This is a genomic window from Actinoplanes sp. ATCC 53533, from assembly GCF_003947245.1.
The window spans coordinates 1-19,434 of the sequence record NZ_QHHV01000212.1; the positions used below are offsets into that span (position 1 = coordinate 1).

Annotated in this window: 17 protein-coding genes; 7 read left to right on the forward strand and 10 right to left on the reverse strand. The window is 74.1% G+C overall.

Annotated elements, in window-relative coordinates:
• Positions 1-337, reverse strand: a 337-nt coding sequence (locus DMB66_RS48305; protein WP_148112839.1) for a transposase, incomplete at its 3' end; no start/stop codon positions are given.
• A 298-nt stretch (positions 338-635) separates the two neighbouring features.
• Here DMB66_RS48305 and DMB66_RS48310 point away from each other — a divergent pair.
• Complete coding sequence (locus DMB66_RS48310) at positions 636-1,598, forward strand: DUF389 domain-containing protein (RefSeq protein WP_125810849.1); 963 nt, start codon at positions 636-638, stop codon at positions 1,596-1,598.
• An 86-nt stretch (positions 1,599-1,684) separates the two neighbouring features.
• The gene (locus DMB66_RS48315) at positions 1,685-3,979 is read left to right on the forward strand and encodes an N-acetylmuramoyl-L-alanine amidase (RefSeq protein WP_158647602.1); all 2,295 of its coding nucleotides are present in this window, start codon (positions 1,685-1,687) and stop codon (positions 3,977-3,979) included.
• Positions 3,980-4,001: 22 nt separating this feature from the next.
• Here DMB66_RS48315 and DMB66_RS48320 read toward each other — a convergent pair whose 3' ends face one another.
• Entirely contained in the window at positions 4,002-4,685 is a 684-nt protein-coding gene (locus DMB66_RS48320; protein WP_125810851.1) for an HAD family hydrolase, read from the reverse strand.
• Positions 4,686-4,708: 23 nt separating this feature from the next.
• Here DMB66_RS48320 and DMB66_RS48325 point away from each other — a divergent pair, with 23 nt between their 5' ends.
• On the forward strand, positions 4,709-5,581 hold the full coding sequence (locus DMB66_RS48325) for a pyridoxal-phosphate dependent enzyme (RefSeq protein WP_125810852.1): 873 nt from the start codon (positions 4,709-4,711) through the stop codon (positions 5,579-5,581).
• A gap of 94 nt (positions 5,582-5,675) precedes the next feature.
• Here the strand turns inward: DMB66_RS48325 and DMB66_RS48330 are convergent, their stop codons facing one another.
• Both DMB66_RS48330 and DMB66_RS48335 read right to left on the reverse strand, forming a co-directional pair.
• Entirely contained in the window at positions 5,676-6,584 is a 909-nt protein-coding gene (locus tag DMB66_RS48330; protein WP_125810853.1) for a GlxA family transcriptional regulator, read from the reverse strand.
• A complete protein-coding gene (locus tag DMB66_RS48335; protein WP_125810854.1) occupies positions 6,581-7,177 on the reverse strand; it encodes an isochorismatase family protein in 597 nt (198 codons plus the stop codon). Before DMB66_RS48335 ends, DMB66_RS48330 begins: the two co-directional genes overlap by 4 nt.
• A gap of 194 nt (positions 7,178-7,371) precedes the next feature.
• On the opposite strand from DMB66_RS48335, the gene DMB66_RS48340 reads away from it, so the two are divergent.
• Positions 7,372-8,061, forward strand: coding sequence for an SDR family oxidoreductase (locus DMB66_RS48340; RefSeq protein ID WP_233625361.1), 690 nt, complete (start codon positions 7,372-7,374; stop codon positions 8,059-8,061).
• A gap of 54 nt (positions 8,062-8,115) precedes the next feature.
• Here the strand turns inward: DMB66_RS48340 and DMB66_RS61835 are convergent, their stop codons facing one another.
• On the reverse strand, positions 8,116-9,096 hold the full coding sequence (locus tag DMB66_RS61835) for a hypothetical protein (protein WP_158647603.1): 981 nt from the start codon (positions 9,094-9,096) through the stop codon (positions 8,116-8,118).
• A 182-nt stretch (positions 9,097-9,278) separates the two neighbouring features.
• Between DMB66_RS61835 and DMB66_RS48355 the strand changes: the two genes are divergently transcribed.
• On the forward strand, positions 9,279-10,412 hold the full coding sequence (locus DMB66_RS48355) for a PQQ-binding-like beta-propeller repeat protein (protein WP_125810858.1): 1,134 nt from the start codon (positions 9,279-9,281) through the stop codon (positions 10,410-10,412).
• A gap of 45 nt (positions 10,413-10,457) precedes the next feature.
• Here the strand turns inward: DMB66_RS48355 and DMB66_RS48360 are convergent, their stop codons facing one another.
• The 3 genes from DMB66_RS48360 to DMB66_RS48370 are packed head-to-tail and all read right to left on the reverse strand — an operon-like array spanning position 10,458 to position 12,657.
• Positions 10,458-11,396 (reverse strand): sugar kinase, encoded by a 939-nt coding sequence (locus tag DMB66_RS48360; protein WP_125810859.1) that lies wholly within the window; start codon positions 11,394-11,396, stop codon positions 10,458-10,460.
• On the reverse strand, positions 11,393-12,022 hold the full coding sequence (locus DMB66_RS48365; protein WP_125810860.1) for a bifunctional 4-hydroxy-2-oxoglutarate aldolase/2-dehydro-3-deoxy-phosphogluconate aldolase: 630 nt from the start codon (positions 12,020-12,022) through the stop codon (positions 11,393-11,395). The genes DMB66_RS48360 and DMB66_RS48365 overlap by 4 nt, the downstream gene beginning before the upstream one ends.
• A gap of 56 nt (positions 12,023-12,078) precedes the next feature.
• Positions 12,079-12,657: a hypothetical protein gene (locus DMB66_RS48370; protein ID WP_233625362.1), complete on the reverse strand. Its 579-nt coding sequence runs from the start codon at positions 12,655-12,657 to the stop codon at positions 12,079-12,081.
• Between the two features lie 464 nt (positions 12,658-13,121).
• Here DMB66_RS48370 and DMB66_RS48375 point away from each other — a divergent pair, with 464 nt between their 5' ends.
• Positions 13,122-14,030 carry an NADP-dependent oxidoreductase gene (locus tag DMB66_RS48375; protein ID WP_125810862.1) on the forward strand — a complete coding sequence of 303 codons (909 nt, stop codon included), beginning with the start codon at positions 13,122-13,124 and terminating at the stop codon, positions 14,028-14,030.
• A 77-nt stretch (positions 14,031-14,107) separates the two neighbouring features.
• Here DMB66_RS48375 and DMB66_RS48380 read toward each other — a convergent pair whose 3' ends face one another.
• On the reverse strand, positions 14,108-16,426 hold the full coding sequence (locus tag DMB66_RS48380) for a bifunctional diguanylate cyclase/phosphodiesterase (protein WP_233625363.1): 2,319 nt from the start codon (positions 16,424-16,426) through the stop codon (positions 14,108-14,110).
• Between the two features lie 160 nt (positions 16,427-16,586).
• Between DMB66_RS48380 and DMB66_RS48385 the strand changes: the two genes are divergently transcribed.
• Positions 16,587-18,740: an N-acetylmuramoyl-L-alanine amidase gene (locus DMB66_RS48385; RefSeq protein WP_233625364.1), complete on the forward strand. Its 2,154-nt coding sequence runs from the start codon at positions 16,587-16,589 to the stop codon at positions 18,738-18,740.
• On the opposite strand, the gene DMB66_RS48390 is transcribed toward DMB66_RS48385, so the two are convergent.
• Positions 18,728-19,330, reverse strand: coding sequence for a sigma factor-like helix-turn-helix DNA-binding protein (locus DMB66_RS48390; RefSeq protein ID WP_125810863.1), 603 nt, complete (start codon positions 19,328-19,330; stop codon positions 18,728-18,730). The genes DMB66_RS48385 and DMB66_RS48390 overlap by 13 nt on opposite strands.
• Positions 19,331-19,434: the final 104 nt, after the last annotated feature.

Genomic DNA, 19,434 nt, shown 5'->3' on the forward strand with positions numbered 1-19,434 from the left:
GGGCCTCCGGGCGCAGCCAGCACGTCACGTCCACCGCGAGGACGATCCTGCCGTCGGCAGCCCGCGGGACCGGCACCGCGGACAGGGCGGTCCGCAGCCGGTCGACATCGATCCGGCCGCGATTCAGCGCCGCATACATCGCGCCGTGGCCACGCCGATGCTGCCCGGCCAACGACAACTCGGCCAGCGAACGCACCGGTGTGTCCCCGCACAACACAGCGTCTGCCAGTTCGAACAACGCATCGGCGCGTGCGGTCAGACAGCGATGGAACTCGGCCCGGAACCCGGCCAAGCGCCCGAGAGCACCAGCCGGATCGACGTCAGGCACACTGATCATCAGACAGCCCTTGGTTCGGTTCTTCTTCCCTAGACAAGAGGAATGATCGATCAAGGGCTGTCCTCATGATCAGCCGGGGTCGATGTCACCCAGCCGCACGTTAAAACTCAAGCTAGCCCGTGTTTCGTAAGTGGGCCGGGCTGCGCCGGGCCCAGGCGCCGCCTGGCCGCACGCCGGGACCGCCCAGATACAACACCGGTATCCGGACGATCCCGTCGCACACCCAGCCGACCCCTGGACTCCGCCTCGCCGTCGACCCCCTTACGAAACACGGGCTAGACGGTGGTTTGATGGCCGCGTGCTGCACCTGAGGATCATCGTCCCGCCCGACCGTACGGCGGCCGTCCAGGAGCTGTTGACCGGCAACGACGCGGTGACCCACGTCGTCGTGCTGCCCGGCGCGGCCGTCGAGCCCGTCGGTGACCTGGTCTTCTGCGACGTCGTCCGGGAGGGCGCCAGCGCGATCATCGAGCGGCTGCGCGGCCTGGGCGTCGACCGGGACGGCTCGATCATGCTGGAGAAGGTCGACACCACGCTGTCGGCCGCGGCCGACCGGGCCGAGCGGCGGGTGCCCGGCCTCGGCGTGGACGCCGTGGTCTGGGAGGAGGTCGAGCACGCCACCGCGGCGGAGTCGGAGCTGTCCGGCGCGTTCCTCACCTTCATGATCGTGGCGACCGTGATCGCCGGCATCGGCGTCCTGCTCGATCAGCCCATCCTGATCGTCGGTGCGATGGTCGTCGGCCCCGAGTTCGGGCCGCTGGCCGCCGTCTGCGTCGGCATCGTGCGCCGCCGGCCCGCCCTGGTCCGCCGGGCCCTGCTGGCGCTGGGGGTCGGCTTCGCGGCCGGCATGCTGGTCACCGTCGCGACCACCTGGGCGCTGACCGCGCTCGACCTGGTCGGCAAGGACATGCTGCTCGGCGCTCGGCCGCTGACCGAGTTCATCTGGCAGCCGGACGCGCTGAGCTGGGTCGTCGGCTTCCTCGCCGGGGTGGCCGGGATGCTGTCGCTGACCTCGGCGAAGGCGGGCACCCTGGTGGGGGTCCTGATCTCGGTGACCACGGTGCCCGCCGCCGCGAACGTCGCGGTGGCGCTCGCCTACGGCGTGCTGAACGAGGCCGCCGGCTCGGCGCTGCAACTGGTCATCAACGTCGCCGCGATCATCGCGGCCGGGGTGCTGACGCTGTGTGTGCAACGGTTCACCGGCCGGCATCGCCGCACCGAGCACAGTGGACGGACCCAAGGCGGGCCCGCCGACCGGTAAGGTGACGCTCTGCCGGTGACCTTGATCGTGGTCGCCAGGACGACACGGGGGCTTCCAGCGTGATGGTCAGCAGGTCACGAATGCTGATGGGTACCACTGCGACAGTCGCCGCAGCGGCACTCACCGTGACCGGAGTCGTGCTGACCCGGTCGTCCGACCCGGCACCGACACCGGTCGCGGACGCCGCCGAGGCCGCCGCCGAGCCGCTCCCCAGCGGGCCGCCGCCACCGCCGGTCACCGCACAGTCACTCGACCTCGACGGGAAACCGGTCATCGAGAAGGGCCGGGAGACGCTGCGGCTGGCGAAGCGCAGCGTCACCCGCTTCAGCCTGCTCGGGGTCACCTGGAACGACGCGCTGCTGTCGTTCCAGGGCGACGCCGCCGTGCGCACCCGGTCGGCCGCCTCCGGCGACTGGTCCTCCTGGCAGAGCCTGGATCTGGAGCCCGCCGTCACCGCCGGCGACCCGGACGTGGTCGCCGGGCACACCCGGGGCGGCAGCCTCGGGCTGTGGGTCGGCGAGTCGAACGGCGTCGAGGTGAAGGTGGTCTCCGCCGCCGGCCGCACCTCGAACAAGCTGCCGGCGGGCCTGCGGCTCACCCTCGTCGACCCCGGCCCCACGACCAGCGGCGGTCAGGGTGGCGGGGTGCCGCTGGCGGATCCGGCGGCGTCCGCGTCGGCCGAACCGCCCCCGGCCGACACCGGGACCGATCCCGAGCCCGCGCCGCCCCCGGTCGCGCCCGCGGAGCCCGCCGAGCCGGCCGCGAGCACGCCGGCCGGACCGGCCGCCACGACCACGACCCCCGCGGCGACCCCGACCACGACGACGACGAAGCCGCCCGCCACGACGGCGCCCAACGTCCCGGCCAACAGCGCGATGCCGTCCTACGTGAGCCGCCGGGGCTGGAGCGCCGACGAGAAGCTGGTCAAGAACGCACCGGTCTACGGCACTACGGTCAACGCGCTCTTCGTGCACCACACCGCGCAGAGCGGGAGCAATTCCAACAGCTACGCGTGCGCGGACGCCGGCAAGATCATCCGCAGCATCTACACGTACGCCGTGACGGGCAAGAAGCTCAACGACATGGAGTACAACTTCCTCGTCGACAAGTGCGGCACGCTCTACGAGGGCCGCAAGGGTGGCGTGGGCCGGCCCGTCACCGGGGCGCACACCCCGCCGTTCAACACCGACTACGCCGCCGTGGCGGTGCTCGGCGAGTTCGGCACGACCGCCGTGCCCGCCGCCGTCACCACCAAGATCGCGCAGCTGGCCGCGTACAAGCTGGGGCAGTACCGCCACGACCCGGCCGCCCGGTTCACGACCACCGTGCGGGGCAGCAACGCCAAGGTCAAGAACGGCGACCGGATCACCCTGGGCCGGATCGCGGGACACCGTGACGTGCAGGCGACGGCGTGTCCCGGCAACGCCCTCTACGCGAAGCTGCCCGCCCTGCGCACCGAGGCCGCCGGGGTGCTCTCCGGCCTGCGGATCACCGGCCTCGCCGGCGGCCGGCAGTCCGGCGCGACCCACGTCGTCCGGGACACCCTCAAGATCTCCTGGTCGGTCAGCACGCCGGGCGGGGTGATCGGCGGCTTCGAGGTCCGGGTCGACGGCAAGCGGGCCGCCACCGCCACGGCCGCCGCGCGCTCCGCCTCGGTGCAGCTCGCCCCCGGCCGGCACAGCGTCCAGATCCAGCTGAACCGGGTCGACGGGCCGACGTCGATGAGCGCCACCAGGACGGTGGCGGCCGACGTCACCAAGCCGGCCTTCCCCGGCCGGCCGGACGTGACCCTGCGGACCGGCACCGTGCACCCCGCCGCCGCGCCGGTCAAGCTGAGCTGGCAGGCGTCCGACGCGGTCGGGCTGTCGTCGGTGCGGGCCACCGCGCCCGTCCGCGCCACGTTCGGGCCGAGCATCCGGAGCTGGAACACCTCGGCCAAGCCCGGTGCGAAGACCACCTGGCGCCTGCAGGCCGTCGACCTCGCCGGCAACGCGATCGCCGCCCCGGTGCTCCGCACGCCGACGCTGGTCGCCGAGACCAAGGGCAAGCGCTCCGGCAAGTGGTCGAAGGCCGCCGGCGGCTCGCACCTGGGCCGGGCCGCGCTCGCCAGTTCGGCGAAGAACGCCTCGCTGAGCTGGACCTTCACCGGCCGCTCGGTGGCGCTGCTGGCGATGAAGAGCAAGACCAGCGGCAAGATGTACGTCTACCTCGACGGCAAGAAGGTCGGCACGGTCAACCTCAACTCCGGCACGACCGCCTACCGCCAGGCCGTCTGGACCAAGTCCTGGTCGAACGCCAAGAAGCACACCGTGAAGATCGTCGTGGTGGGCACCAAGGGCCACCCGAAGGTCACCACGGACGGCATCGTCCACCTGAAGTGAGGCCGCGCCGGCCCCCTGCTCCTCAACAAACCGCGCGGAGGTGGGCGTCCAGCTCCCGCAGCGAGGTCAGCCGGCACGATTCACCGGCCGGGCCGCGATCGTGCCGGTCCAGGTGGACGGCCGACAGCCCGGCCGCGCGGGCCCCGAGCACGTCCAGGGCGTGGTTGTCGCCGACGCTGAGCACCTCGCCCGGCGCGAGCCCCCACCGGGCGCAGGCCTCGCGGTATGCCTCCGCGTGCGGCTTGGCGACCCCGAGGTCGTCGACGGTGTAGACCGGCCCGACCCGGCCGCCGAGGCCGGTCCAGGCCAGCTTCCTGAGCTGCTGGCCGCGGGTGCCGTTGGAGAGCACGGCGGTGGCCAGGCCGGCGGCGGCGAGCGCGGCCAGGGCGCCGGCCACGTCGTCGTAGGCACGCCAGGCACCCTCGTAGTGGACCAGATAGCCGGCGAAGATTTCGTCCAGTTCCGCGTCGGCGCCGTCGGTGCCCAGGTAGTCACGCAGCCGGCGGCGACGCTGCTCGGCGAAGCTGATCCGCCCGTCGCGCCAGGCGGCCAGGTGCGACTCCTGCACGATGGCCCAGCGGGCGATCGCCTCCTCCGTCGGCGCCAGGCCGATGGTCGGCAACCACGCCCGCAGCCCCGCGGCGGCGGCGCCCTCGTGGTCGACGAGTGTGCCGTCGAGGTCGAGAAGGACACCACGCAGTTTCACGCCGGAGATCCTAGACTTCTCGGGTGGACATCAAGCCGATCACCCTGGGCAGCTGGCCGACGCCGCTCGAGCCGGCGCCACGGCTCGGCACCGCGCTCGGGCTGGACGAGCTGTGGCTCAAGCGCGACGACCTGACCGGGCTCGGCGGCGGCGGCAACAAGGTCCGCAAGTTGCAGTACACCTGCGCCCAGGCCCTGCAGGCGGGGGCGACGACGCTGGTCACCACCGGTGCGGCGCAGTCGAATCACGCCCGGTTGACAGCCGCGGCGGCGGCGCGGCTCGGCCTGGATTGCGTGCTGGTGCTGGGCGGGAGCGAGCCGCCGGCCACACGCGGCAACCTGATCCTGGACCGGCTGACCGGCGCCCGCATCGTGTGGGCCGGCGACGCGCCGCTCGCCGAGGTCGCGGCCGCGCAGCCGGGCTTCGTCATCCCGTTCGGTGGCACGTCGGCGTTCTCGGCACTGGGCTATGTGGACTGTGCCCGGGAGCTGACGGCGCAGCTGCCGGACCTGAGCACCGTGGTGGTGGCGGTCGGCTCGGGCGGCACGATGGCCGGCCTGGTCGCCGCGCTCGGCCCGGGCCGGGTCTTCGGCGTGGACACCGGCGCGCTGCCGGACCCGCGGGCCACCGTCGCCGCCCTGCTCGACGCCATGGGCGTGCCGGTCCACCCGGCAGACCTGCAGATCGACGGCACGCACGTGGGAGCCGGCTACTCGGCGCTGACCCGTCCGGTCCAGGAGGCGCTGAGCCTGGCCGCCCGCACCGAGGGGCTCTTCCTCGATCCGATCTACACCGGTCGCGCGCTGGCCGGGCTGCGGGCGAGCCCGCCGGACGGCAAGGTGGTCTTCCTGCACAGCGGCGGCCTGCCCGGGCTGTTCGGGCACCCGTCGATCTGACGGCTCACCTCACCCGGGCGGCGCCACTCGCGCGAACGCGACCGGCTCAGCTCGGGCGAACGCGACCGGCGCAACTGGCGCGAACGCGACCGGCTCAGCTCGCGCGGGCGCGCAGGCGGCGCAGCATGCGGGCGTCGACGAAGCCGACCGCGTGGGCCGCCGCCTCGACCGTCGCGCCGTGGCCGATCAGATATTCGGCCCGTTCCACCCGGAGCAGCTGCTGGTAACGCAGCGGCGTGCGGCCGGTCGCGGCCTCGAAGCGGCGGGTCAGCGTGCGCTCGCTGACCCCGGCCGTGCGGGCCAGCTCGGCCAGCGGCAGCGGCGCCGTGAAGCTCGCGTCGATCCGGTCCTGCACCCGGTGCACCGCGTCGCTGAGATGCGCGCGGTGCCGCAGCATCGCGCTCGCCTGCTGCTGGTCACCGTTGCGCCGGGCGTAGACGACCATCTGCCGGGCCACCTGCGCGGCCACCGCCGGGCCGTGCCGCATCGCGACCAGGTGCAGCGCCAGGTCGATGCCGCTGGCGATGCCCGCCGACGTCACCACCCGGTCGTCGCAGACATAGAGCACGTCCCGGACCACGACCGCGGCCGGATAGCGCCGGGCCAGCTCGTCCTGCACGTCGTGGTGGGTCGTGCAGCGCCGGCCGGTCAGCAGGCCCGCCCGGCCCAGCGCGTCGGCACCCGCGCAGACGCTGGCCACCGTGCCGCCCGCCGCGTGGTGCGCGGCGAGCCGGTCCAGCGTCGCCGCGGTGAGGTGGCCGGTGCCGGCCAGCTCCGCCGACCGCCAGCCGGGCACCACCACCAGGTCGCCGGGGGCGAGCTCCGGCCAGGTCAGCTCGGCCCGCAGCGTGACGCCCTGGTGGGTCGGCACGTCGGGCTGCTCGGCCACGTAGGCCAGCCGGTAGGGATGCCCGTGATCCGTCGCGGTCGAGAAGACCTGGGCCGCGCCGGCGAGGTCCAGCAGGTGCAGCTGCGGCACGAGGAGGAAGACGACCTGGTTCACGATCCGGTCAAACTCCCGGTCAGCTCGGCGACGGTGCGGACGGTGGCGAAGCGGCCGGCCAGCGCGTATTCGGTGCGGGTCACCACGTCCTCGGCGGCCAGCGTACGCGGGTCGGCCAGCAGTTCGGCGACGGTCTGGCCGGCCGGGGCGTCCCGGTGCGGGATCGGGAAGGTCGCCGTGGCGTCGGTGACGAAGGTGACGGCGTACCCGAGATCGGCACCGACCCTGGCGGTGGTCTCGACACACTGCTCGGTCCGGAGGCCGCAGACCGCCAGTTCGCGGATCCCGCGCTCGGTGAGGACCTGCTGCAGATTGGTGGTGGTGAAGGCGTTGTGCGAGGTCTTCGTGATGATCGGTTCCCCGGCCGCGGGCTCGAGCTCCGCCACGACCCGGACGTGGCCGCGCGCCGGATCGAACTCGCCGCCGCTGCCCGGCTCGGCGTGCAGCACCCACACCACGAGGTCGCCGGCGGCCCGGGCGGCGCCGACGAGGGCGCCGACCCGCTCGACGACCGCGGGGTTGGAGACGGTCTGCCAGAGCGGCCGGACCCGGAAGGACTCCTGGACGTCGATGACGACGAGTGCGTTTGTCATGACACCCATCCTGGCGGCCGGGCGCCGCACCGGGTAAGGCACTGACCCGACCGTGACCGGAACGATCCGGTCACGCAGATCCGGGCACCGGTCCGCTCCGGGCGGTAACGTCAGCCGGTATGACGGAGCCTTCAGTCAGGTCAAGGGTGGCGGTGGGGCGGTTGGACGGGCCTCTGACGGGCAGGACGGCGGTGGTGACGGGCGGATCGCGGGGCATCGGCCGGGCGATCGTGGAACGGCTGGCCCGCGACGGCGCCCGGGTGATCTTCGGCTACCGCAGCCGCGACGAGGAGGCCAAGGCCGTCGAGGAGGCGGTGCCCTCGGCCCGCGGCTTCCGGGCCGACCTGGCCGAGCCCGGCGCGATCCGGGAGCTGCTCGAATGCGCCGACCACCTGGACATCCTGGTCGCCAACGCGGCGGCGGCCTTCGCGCCCACGGCGATCGCCGACGTGACCGACGAGGAATACGACCGCATCTTCGCGGTCAACGCCAAGTCCACGTTCCAGGCGATCCGGTATGCGGCCCGGCACATGCGCGACCACGGCCGCATCATCACGATCTCGACCCTGAACACGACGCGCCCCGCACCGGGCGGCAGCCTCTACGTGGGCAGCAAGGGCGCGGTGGAGCAGTTCGGCGCGGTGGCGTCCCTGGAGCTGGGCGCTCGCGGCATCACGGTGAACACGGTCTCGCCGGGCGCGACGGACACCGAGTTGCTGCGCTCGGCCAACTCCGCCGAGTCGCTCGCGCTCGTGCCGCAGATGACGCCGCTGGGCCGGCTCGGTCAGCCGGCCGACATCGCCGACGTGGTCGCCTTCCTCGCCGGCCCGGACGGCCGCTGGATCACCGGGCAGAACATCCACGCGGGCGGCGGCCTCGCCTGACCCCGGCCGTTACCCACCCCGGCCAGGTCTACCGCTGCCGGCCCGCGAGCCGCCTTACCGGGCGGTGAGCAGTGCGACCAGCGCCGGCGAGGCCTGCCGGATCGTCTCGCTCCCGTCGGCCCCGGTGGCCAGCAGCCGGCGGCAACCGTCCAGCTCCACGGCGATCTGCCCGGCGCCGAAGTGCAGGACGGCGAACCTGCCAGCCGGGGTCGTGCAGACCGCGGCCGCGCCGGCGGACTCGATCTCGCGCCGGGCGCCGGCCCACTGCTCGTCGCCGAGGTAGCGGCCGGAGACGAAGTCACCGGCCGGCTTGCCGGTGCGCTGCTGCTCCGCCGGCACCCGGTAGACGCAGAGCCGCACCCGCACCGGGCCGTCGAAGCCCGGCGGGACGACCGCGGGCCCACCCGCCGTCACCCGGGCCGCCGTGACCCCGACCAGCTCCGCCCACTGCGGCGGGCAACCGGCCGCCGCGGCCTCGGACGACTCGGTCCGGGGGGTCGGCGCGGTCGAGGCCGGGATCAGTCGCAGCCCCTGCACGGCGGCGCGGAACTCGGTCCGGACCTTGCCGCAGGCGTCCGTAGGCGCGCGCACCCGGGTCCAGCGGCCCTGCTCATCAAGCAGCGCGAACCACGGCATCAGATACCCCTCCAGGGTGCAGGGGTCGCCGCTGAGCGGCTCGTCCGGCAGCCGCAGCGCGGCGACCAGCGCGGTCACGTCGTCGGCGCGGCGCTCCGTCGCGGTCCCGTCGCCGGGCGGGAGCGCCCCGGCCCCGGGGCACACGACCGCGGCCACCGGCCGGAAGCTGTCGTCGAGCCGGGGCAGCGGCTCCGGGTCGACGCGCTGCGCCGGCTCGGACGGCCTGCGCCCGGACGGCGCCGGCCAGGACAGCATCGGCGCCTCGGCCGCGCAGGACGTCCACGCCGGCTCGATGCGCGGCTTTCCGGACGGCTGCGCGGGCGCTTCCGCCGGCCCGGCACAGCCCGCGACCGTGGCAACAACCGCCGCTGCGACGAGGCCCCACCCGAACCGACTCATCCCGTACCTCCATCGCCCGTTCCCGCCGCGCCGGGCGGGAGCCTCCTCCTGAGACGGTGCCGGCCGGACAACCGTTCCCGATCGGGGTGCCCGCCGTCGGCATGATGCTCGTCGAGGCGCCTGCCGCCTGGTCGCGGGCACCTCGGCCGACACTTTCCGCGCGGAGACCAGTTGATCAAGGCATGCGAAAGTCGTCAGTCCTCATCGCACTGCTCTGCGCCCTGGCCGGCGGCACGGTCACGACCGCGCCACCGGCAGCCGTCGCCAGTCCCCGCGCCCAAGCGACCCCTTCCTTCAACGGCACGGTGTGGGCCATCGCGTTCCGCGGTGACGTCGTCTACATCGGCGGGTCGTTCACCGCGGTGTCCTTCCGCGGGCGGAGCTTCCCGCGCCGGCGGCTGGCCGCGCTCGACGCGCGTACCGGGGCTGTCCTGCCCTGGCAGCCGGCCGCGAACGGCACCGTCCGGGCCCTCGCCGTCGCCGGCTCGGCGGTCTACGCCGCCGGCGATTTCGACACCGTCTCCCGCCTGCGCCGCGACGCCGTGGCCCGGATCGACGCGACGTCGGGCCGGGTGGCGGGGTTCGCCCACCGGGTCTCCGGCCAGGCGGCGACGCTCGCGATCGGCAACGGACGGGTGTACGTGGGCGGCAGCTTCTCCAGCGTCGACGGCGTCGAGCGGCGCAACCTCGCCGCGTTCTCGCACACCACCGGCGCCCTCGACCGGTCCTGGCGGGCGAGCGCCGGTGGGCGGGTCCGGTCGCTGGCGGTCACCGCCGGCCGGGTCTATCTCGGCGGCGAATTCCACCAGGTCAACGGCGCCCGCTCGGCGGACCGGCTGGCCGCGGTCAGCGCGTCCAGCGGCGCGCTGGTCGCCGGCTTCCGGCCGCAGGCGCCGGCGAACGTGATGGACGTTGCGGCCGACGCCCGAGGCGTCTACACCGCGACGGGAGGGCCGGGCGGCCGGGCGGTCGGATATTCGCCCTCCGGCGCGGTGCGCTGGACCCACCTGTTCGACGGGGACGTGCACACGATCGCCGTCATGGGCGGAACCGCCTACGTCGGCGGCCACTTCGACCGGGCCTGCCGGCACACCAGCACCCTGCGCCAACTCGGCTGCCCCGGGGGCTACACCCCGCGGGTGAAGCTCGCCGCGCTGGACGGGCGGGGGCGGCTGACCGGCTGGAACCCGCGGGCGAACGGCAAGGTCGGCACGCACGTCCTGACGACCTACCCGGCGCGGCACCGCATCGCCGCGGGCGGCGCCTTCACCAGCGTCGGCGGGGCGGGCCGGGATCGCTTCGCCTTGTTCGGCTGACCCACGCGAGGCCGCCCGTGGCCCGGCCGGTGCGGGGAGACCCCGCTAACGGGCCACGTCGTCGGTCGCCGAGAGCAGCGCCGCGAGATCCGCCCGGGACGGCAGCCCCTCGCAGTCGCCGGGAACCGTGACAGCGAACGCGCCCACCGCCACAGCGGTCGCCAGCCGCTGGGCCGGAGCCAGCCCGGCGAGCCGCTCGGCCAGATAGCCCGCGACGAAGGCGTCTCCCGCCCCGACCGGGTCGACGACCGTCACGGCCAGCGCCTGCACCGCATAGCGCTCCCCGGCGATCAGCCCGGTGCAGCCGCGCGGCCCGTCTTTGATCACGACCTCGGTGGGACCGAGCGCGGCCAGCCCGGCCGCCGGCGCCTCGGTCGCGCCCAGCACCAGCGCCGCCTCGTCCGGACCCGCGAAGACCACGTCGGCGCGGGACACCAGGTCCCGCAGGACCGGCGCGGCGTCGTATCGCGACCACAGCTTGCCGCGGTAGTTGACGTCGACCGACACCGTGACGCCGGCCGCCCGGGCGGTCTCGACCGCGTGGAACACCGTCGCGCGGGCCGTGTCGCTCAGCGCCGGGGTGATGCCGGTGACGTGCAGGATCCGCGCCGCGCTCAGCAGGTCGGCCGGCACGTCGGCGGGGGCGAGGCGGGAGCCCGCGCTGCCCGTGCGGTGGTAGTCGATGTGCACCAGCCCGGCCGTGCGGCGGTGTTTGACCATCAGGCCGGTGAAGGCCCGGTCGCGGATGGCCACGGTGTGCACGCCCTCGGCCCGCAGCCGGCGCTCGATCAGGTCGCCGGCCGCGTCCGGCCCGACCCGGCCCAGCCAGGTGGCCGAGCCGCCCAGCCGGGACACGCCGACCGCCACGTTGCTCTCGGCGCCGCCGATGCCGAAACGGAAGTCGCGGGCGTATTCCAGGCTCCCGATGCCGTCGGCGGCGACCAGGCCCATCGTCTCGCCGAGGGTGACCAGGTCGCCGCTCATGAACGGGCGAAGGCCACGGCGTCGACGGCCCGGCGGGCGCGCACCGCGAGCTGGGCGAGGCTGCCGCCGGTGGCGGCGTCGCCGATCAGCGGGCCGCCGAGGCCGACCGCCGAGGCACCGGCGGTGAGCCAGGCGGCGATGTCGGCGATCTCGATGCCGCCGGTAGGCATGATCCGCACGCCGGGCAGCGGGCCCCGCAGATCCTTGAGATAGCGCGGGCCGACCGTGCCGGCGGGGAAGAGCTTGACCAGCGGCGCCCCGCCGCGGCTGGCCGTGAAGATCTCGGTGGGGGTGAAGGCGCCCGGATAGACCGGCACGTGGAAGCCGTCGAGCGCGGGCACGTGCACCGGCGAGACCAGGAAGGCGGCGCCCGCGTCCACGCTCGCCTTGGCATCGTCGAGGGTGAGCACCGTGCCGGCGCCGACCGCGACCTCGGCGGGCAGCTGGCGGCGCAGCCCGGCGATCGCCTCCAGCGCGCCGCGGGAGGTCAGGGTCACCTCGAGGGCGGTGATGCCGGCCTCGACGAGCACATCGCTGACCGCCGCGAAGGCGTCCGCGGTCGGCGCGCGCAGCACAGCCACGACGCCGCTGCCCACCACCGCATCAGTCACCGACATGTCTGACATGGACGCCTCCCCAGGTATCCCGCCGAGGCTGCCATCCTCCCCCGGGAAGGTCAAGATCATCCAGTGATGCGGGACTCCTCGGCGCGCACCGGCGCCGCCCCGCGCCGGATGTAGGATCGCAGCCCACGCGCCGGTGGCGGCGCCGGCGGCGGGGGCGGCGTCGACTCGATGCCGAGCTCCTCGCGCACGGCCGCCTCAAACTGCTGCATCACCAGCGGCACGTGACCCAGCATCTCCCGCACCGACTTCTCCGGCTCGACGCCCGGCGGCGGGGTGGGCCGCTCGCCGTACAGCTTCTCGATCAGCAGGTGCACCGCCAGCGCGGCGCTGCGAACCTGCCCGGACGACAGCAACCGCACCTTCATGAGGGCGGGCCCGACGGCGTCGACGTAGGTGAACGGCCCGGGCGGTGGCCGCCCACCGTCGTAGGCGGCGCGCAGCCGGTAGGTCGCCCGCTCGAACTCGGTCATCAGGGCGATGTAGGCCTCCTTGCGCTCGGCGTACCAGCGCTTGGTGCGCTTGGCACGACTGCGGGCGTACTCGTCGCGGGCCGACACGAGCAGCGCCATACCGGCTCCGGCCAGCGAAAACACGACGGCGACCAGGGGTAACGCCCACCAGGGGATCTCAGACACCCGACAACGGTAGCGATGCCCCGCCGCCCGGTCCCGGCCGAGGGCCGGATCGTGACCTGGCGTCCGGCGGATGCGGCCGATCGCGGCCGATCACGGCTGGGAAGGACAAGACATACCGGGTACGCGCACAGAAACGCCCCGCCACGACAAGGCGGCCACCGGGACGGCCCAGGCCGTTACGCCGCCGCCGGCCGAGCTCGCACACCGGGGAGCAAGCCCCCCAAACCGCGAAAATCACCCTCTCCGGCCAAACTCCACCAGACCGGCGGGCGATGGCGGACCGCAGCCTTGTCCAGGAGTGGTCGGGGAACACTCGTTCGGCGCCAGCCGCGCGGAGGCGGGAGGTCGACGCGGGCGGCCTGCGGGCGTCCCGGGCGCCGTGCAGGGGCCCGGTAGCGGCCGGGCTCGACCGTGAACAGGTGGCTCTTGACCTCAACCCGGCTTCAAGAAGCACAGTGTCGCGCATGAGAGCAGCGGTGTTCGATCGATACGGCCCGCCCGAGGTGCTGCGGATCGCCGAGCTGAGCGATCCGGTGCCCGGCCCGGGCGAGGCGCGGGTCCGGGTACGGGCGGCCGGGGTGCAGCCCTTCGACGTCGGGGTGCGCGAAGGGTGGATGAGACGGGGGGCGGGGCACTTCCCGCATCAGGTCGGCCAGGAGTTCTCGGGGGTGGTCGACCTGCTCGGCGAGGGCGTGAGCGGCCCCGCCCCCGGCACGGCGGTGCTCGGCTCCACGATGATGAACGGGCAGGCCACGCACGTGGTCGTGGCGGCCGCCGACCTCGTCGCCAAGCCGCCGGAGCTGTCCTTCCCGGCCGCCGCCGCGCTGGTGGCCGCGGGGCAGACCGCGTCGGGCGCGCTGACCCAGCTGGGCGTCACCGCGGGCGACGTGCTGCTGGTGCACGCGGCGGCGGGCTCGGTCGGCACCCTCGCGGTGCAGCTGGCCCGGCTGGCCGGTGCCACCGTGATCGGCACGGCCAGCCCGGCCAACCACGGTTACCTGCGCGAGCTGGGCGCTGTCCCGGTCGCCTACGGCGACGGGCTGGTCGAGGCGGTCCGGGCGGTCGCGCCCGGACCGGTGACGGTGGCCCTGGACGCCGCCGGGCGCGGGGCCGTCGCCGCGTCGGTGGCGCTGGGCGTGCCCCGGGAACGGATCGGCACGATCGTGGACGACAAGGACGCCGCCGAGTTCGGCACCGCGGTGGTCCGGCCGGGCCGGTCGCCCGTCCGGCTCGCCGAGGTGGTCGCGCTGGCCGCCCGCGGCGTGCTGACAATGCCGATCCGGGCATACCCGCTCGCGCAGGTCGCCGCGGCGCACGCGGTCGTGCAGGCCGGGCACGGCCGGGGCAAGGTGGTGCTGATCGTGGAGCCATGATCCTCAAACGGCGGCGCCCAGCCGGGGCGGCGCCCAGGCAGCGGCGCCCAGCCGGGGCGGCGCCCAGCCGGCCTCGGTCAGGCGGCGGCGCGGTGGATCCAGGCGCCCAGGTTCCCGGGCAGTTCCGCCTTGCCGTAGAGCCAGCCCTGCGCCAGGTCGCAGCCCTGCTCGCGCAGCCAGTCGCGCTGCGGCTCGGTCTCGACGCCCTCGGCCACCACGCGCAGGTTCATCGCCCGGGTCATCGCGAGCACGGCGCGCACGATGGGCTCGTCGGTGCCTTCCTCGCCGACCCGGCTGACGAAGGACTGGTCGATCTTGACGATGCCGACCGGCAGCCGGTTCAGGTAGCTCAGCGACGAGTAGCCGGTGCCGAAGTCGTCGATGCACAGGGTGATGCCCAGGCCGCGGAGCTGGTTGAGGGTGGTCAGCGCGGTGTCGAGGTCCGTCATCACGCCCGACTCGGTGATCTCCAGCCAGAGCTGCTCCGGGGCCAGCCCGGTGGCGGTGAGCACGTCGCGGACGACAGCGACCAGCGCATAGTCGCGCAGCTGGCGCACCGAGACGTTGACGGAGACGTGCAGCCGCCGGGCGCCGGGCCCACGCTCGGCGGTCCACGTGGCGAGCTGGGCCACCGACTCGCGCAGCAGCCAGGCGCCGCTCTCCACGATCAGACCGGTCTCCTCGGCCACCGGGATGAACTCGGCCGGCGAGACCGCGCCGAGCGTCGGATGCTGCCAGCGCATCAGCGCCTCGAAGCCGTCTAGCTCGCCGGTTTCCAGGTCCACGATCGGCTGGTAGTGCACGGCGAGTTCGCCGTGGGGCAGGGCTCTGCGCAGCGCCTGCTCCAGATTCATCCGGTCCCGGACCTCGTCGCGCAGCGAGGTGTCGAACAGCGCGTACGCGTTGCGGCCGTTGCCCTTGGCCTTGTACATGGCGGTGTCGGCGTCGCGGATGAGTTCGAGAGCCTGCGCCCCGCCGAGCGACTTCGCCACCCCGATGGACGCGGAGATCACCACGTTGCCGACCGAGAGCTCGAACGGGTAGGTGAACTCGGCGAGGACCCGGTCGGCCAGCGACTCGGCCAGCGCCGAGTGCGACGGGCTGGCCAGCGCGATCACGAACTCGTCGCCGCCGATCCGGCAGACCAGGTCGGCGTCGCGCAGCTGCGCGCTGAGCCGCCCGGCCACCTCGCAGAGCAGCTCGTCGCCGACCTGGTGGCCCCAGTGGTCGTTGACCATCTTGAACCGGTCCAGGTCGATGAAGAGCAGGCTGATCTCCTGCTGCTCGGCGGCGGCCCGGTCGCCCCAGGTCTCGATCGTCTCGGCGAGGAACTCCCGGTTGGGCAGGTCGGTGAGGGCGTCGTGGGTGGCCCGGCGCCGGGTGGCCTGTTCGGCGCGGGCCCGCGAGTTGTTGGAACGCACCACGCGGGCGAAGACCGCCAGGATGAGCAGGACGCAGAGGGCGGCGCGGACGACGCCGTTGAGCGTGGAACCCGCCGGCACCATGGTGGTGACGACCGTCGGGAGGACGACCATCAGGGCGATCAGCACGGTCCGGATCTTGCTGAGATCCGTGATGACGACCTGTTGCGGCTCGGTCAGGGTGCGCATGGACGGGTGCAGCCCGGCCGCGCCGACCAGCAGGAACGTCGCCATGAACAGCACGTCCACGGCGTGCTGCGGCACGTCGGCCAGGGCGCCGTCGCGCAGCATGAACAGGAAGTCACCGACGAACATCGTCACCGAGGCGGAGATGAGCAGCCACAGCGCCGGCTGGCGGGCGCCGCCGGAGATCGCCAGCTGCGCGGCCAGCACCAGCAGCACGACGTCGATGACCGGGAAGAACGAGTTGGCGATGCGCAGCGGGGTCAGGTCGGTCTGCGCCATCGACGGCGCGATCAGGTACGTCCAGCACATGAACGCCGCGGCCAGCCCGACGAGCAACGCGTCCACCCGGGCCGGATCGTCGTCGGCGGCGCGGCGCCGGCGCAGCATGCCCGCGAAGGCGTAGCCCATCAGCACGTAGCCGGGCAGCACGAAGGCGTCCGGGATGAGCGCCATCGAGGTCGGCGGGGAGGCTCCCGCCCCGGGCACGACGGCCCGCAGGATGATGCCGGCGAAGAAGAGCCAGGCCGAGTAGAGCAGCAGGCGCCACGGCTGACGGTGCTCGGGCACGGCCACCCGGCGGGCCGCGTGCGTCATCGCCCACAGTCCGCCCACGATCGCGACCAGCATCAGCGGCGCGCGCAGCCCCTCGGGCCCGGCCGCGAACCAAGCGACCGCGATGGCCGCCACGGCGATGTAACTCCAGGCCAGAACGGTGCTGAGCCGGGGTGACACGACGGCCGACACGTCAGGATCCCCGTCGGTTCGGGTCGGCGCCAGCACAGAGGTCACGTCTTACCTTCGGCATCAGGGGCTGACGCATTAACGAACCCCGCGCCCGGCACCCGGAACAGAGTGACCGGTGTCACGAGAATCGGCAACCTCGCACCGGAAAGCCCCATACGTTTCATCCTGATCTGACCTGGTCCGATGCCTTTCGCGGGGGGAACGCGTGGAGAAGACCCAGAGACGAATCATGGCCGCGGTGGTCGGCACGACGGTGGCGATGAGCGGGGCGGCGGCTGTGCTGGCCGGCGAGGGTGGGGCGGCGGCTGTCCGGGAGCCGCTCGCCGCGGCCGCCCGCAGCGCACTCGCCGGGCCCATCCTGCAGACCATCGACCTGGCCCCGGGATCGGCGCCGACCGGGCGCGTCGCGTCGCGGGCCGGGTCCGTTACCGGGGCGCGCGCCGTCGCGCCGCGTACCACCGGGCGGTTCAGCCTGATCGGGGCCACCTGGGACGACCCGCGCCGGGCGCTCGGCGCCGCCGTCGAGATCCGCACCCGGCGGGCGGCCGACGGCGCCTGGACGCCGTGGCAGCGCCTCGAATCCGACGGGGCCTCGCCGGCCGAGCCCGGCACTGGCGAGGCGCGAGCGGCCCGCGGCAGCACCGACCCGCTCTGGGTCGGCGAGTCCGACGGCGTGCAGGCGCGGGTCGCCGCCGGCCCGGGCCGGGCCGGGCCGCTGCCGGACGGGCTACGGGTGGACTTGATCAACCCGACCAACCCGACCGACTCGACCGACCCGACCGACCCGGCTCCCCGGATCGCACCGGCCGCGCACGCCCTGCCGGTGCCCGCCGGACTCGCCCGCGGCGCCGCGGTCACGCTGCCGCCCCGGCCGGCGCCGTCCGTCGTCAGCCGGGCCGGGTGGGGCGCCAACGAGGCCATCGTCACGGGCTCCCCCGAGTACAGCAGCGACGTGCAGGTGGTCTTCGTGCACCACACGGCGGGCACCAACAGCTACCGCTGCGCCGACTCCGCGTCGATCGTCCGGGCCATCGAGGCGTACCACGTGAAGAGCAACCACTGGAACGACATCGGCTACAACTTCCTGGTCGACAAGTGCGGCACCCTCTTCGAGGGGCGCCGGGGCGGGATCACCCGGCCCGTCCTCGGCGCGCACACGCTGGGCTTCAACACCCGCAGCAGCGCCATCGCGGTGCTCGGCAACTACTCCGGCCGCGCCGTCCCGGCGCGGGTCAAGCGGGTGATCGCGCAGGTGGCGGCGTACAAGATCGGGGCGTACGGCAGCGCGCCGGTCGGCCGCGTCGCGATGCTCTCCAGCGGCAGCGACCGCTATGCCAAGGGCAGCACCGCGATGCTCAACCGGATCTCCGGGCACCGCGACACCGGCAAGACCGAGTGCCCCGGCAACACGCTGTACGCCCAGCTCGGATCCATCCGCAGCCTCGCCGGGGCCGGACCGGGCGGCCTGGCGATGACCAAGGTCAACGGCGCCGCCAAGGTCGGCGGCACCTACTACACCCGGGGCACCCTCCGGCCGTTCTGGCAGGTCGGCACGCCCACCACGATGCTGCACCGGTTCGACGTGCTCGTCGACGACGTGCTCACCGCGTCGGCCACCCGCACCGGGCGCGAGCAGTTGCTGACCCTGAGCCCCGGCCGGCACACGGTCCAGATCCGCGCGGTCGCGCTGAACGGCCGGACGGCGGTCACCACCGCCACGGTGCTGGTGGACCAGGACCTGCCCGAGTTCACCAGCGGGCCCGGCCTCTCCCTGCGGACCGGGTCGCTCAACGGGATCGTGCCGGTCCGGCTGCGCTGGAACGTCACCGACGTGGGCGGGCTGGGCAGCCTGGCCCTGACCACCCCGGCGCCGGTGCGGCTGGAGCCCACCGCGACGGCCTGGGCGGGCAGCGTGCGGGTGGGCGCCGACACCACGTACGGCCTGCGCGCGACCGACCTCGCCGGCAACGCCCGCTCGGTGGCGGTGCGGACCACGGCGCACCTCGCCGCGGAGACCGTCGCCGAGCAGACCGGGACCTGGCGCGAGCTGCCCGGTACGGCCTACCTGGGTGCCACGGCCGTCCGCAGTACGGCCGCGGACTCGTCGCTGACCTGGTCCTTCACCGGACGCTCCGCCGCGCTGGCGGTGTCCCGGACGACGGTCTCGGGCCGGGTACGGGTGCTCGTCGACGGCCAGCCCGCCGGGATCGTCGACCTGCGCTCGCCGGAGACGCTGCACCGGCGCGCGGTGTGGACCCGGTCCTGGGCCACCAGCGCGCGGCACACGGTCCGGATCGAGGTCGAGGGCACCGCGGGGCGCCCGGGCGTGATCGTCGACGGCCTGGCCTACCTGCGGTGATCCTCGCGCGGGTCGGGCTCGTCGGCGAGATGCTGATCGAGCACGACCCGCAGGGAACGCATGGCGAAGTAGAGCCGCGACTTGAGCGTCTCGACCGGCACACCCCGGGCGGCGGCCGCGTCCTGCAGCGAGACGCCCTGGTAGAAGAGCTCCACGAGGATGTCCCGGTGCGCCGCCGCGAGGTCGTCCATGGCCCGGACGATCGTCGTGGCGGCGCGCGGGGACGGCGGCGGCTGGTCGGCCGGCGGCCGGTCGTCGTGGCCGGCCATCCGCGTGCCGTCGCGCAGGATCGTCCGGGCGGTCAGCACCAGCCACGGGCGCACGGCCGAGCTGCGCTGCGGAAACCGGGACGGATCCTGGGCGGCGCGGTAAAGCGTCTCCTTGAGCAGGCTCTCGGCGGCGGCCACGTCGCCGTCGGTCAGCCGCAGCAGGTATATCTCCAGCGCGTCCCGGTGCGGTTCCACCAGCTTCTCGAAGACCGAGGTGGCACGCGACTGCGCGGCCCGGGCGGCGGCACTGCCCGGCGTCGGCACGAACAAGTCCGCGTGCAGCGGTGGCTTCCGAGGCCGGTCGGCCGCGTGGCGGCCCATGGGTGCCCCTTTCGCTCCGTTGTATCGGGTTCCATGCTGGGCCGCCGGGGCACAAACGGACACGGGAGAAGTACCCGCGATCACGGATTCGGGTATCTCTCGGG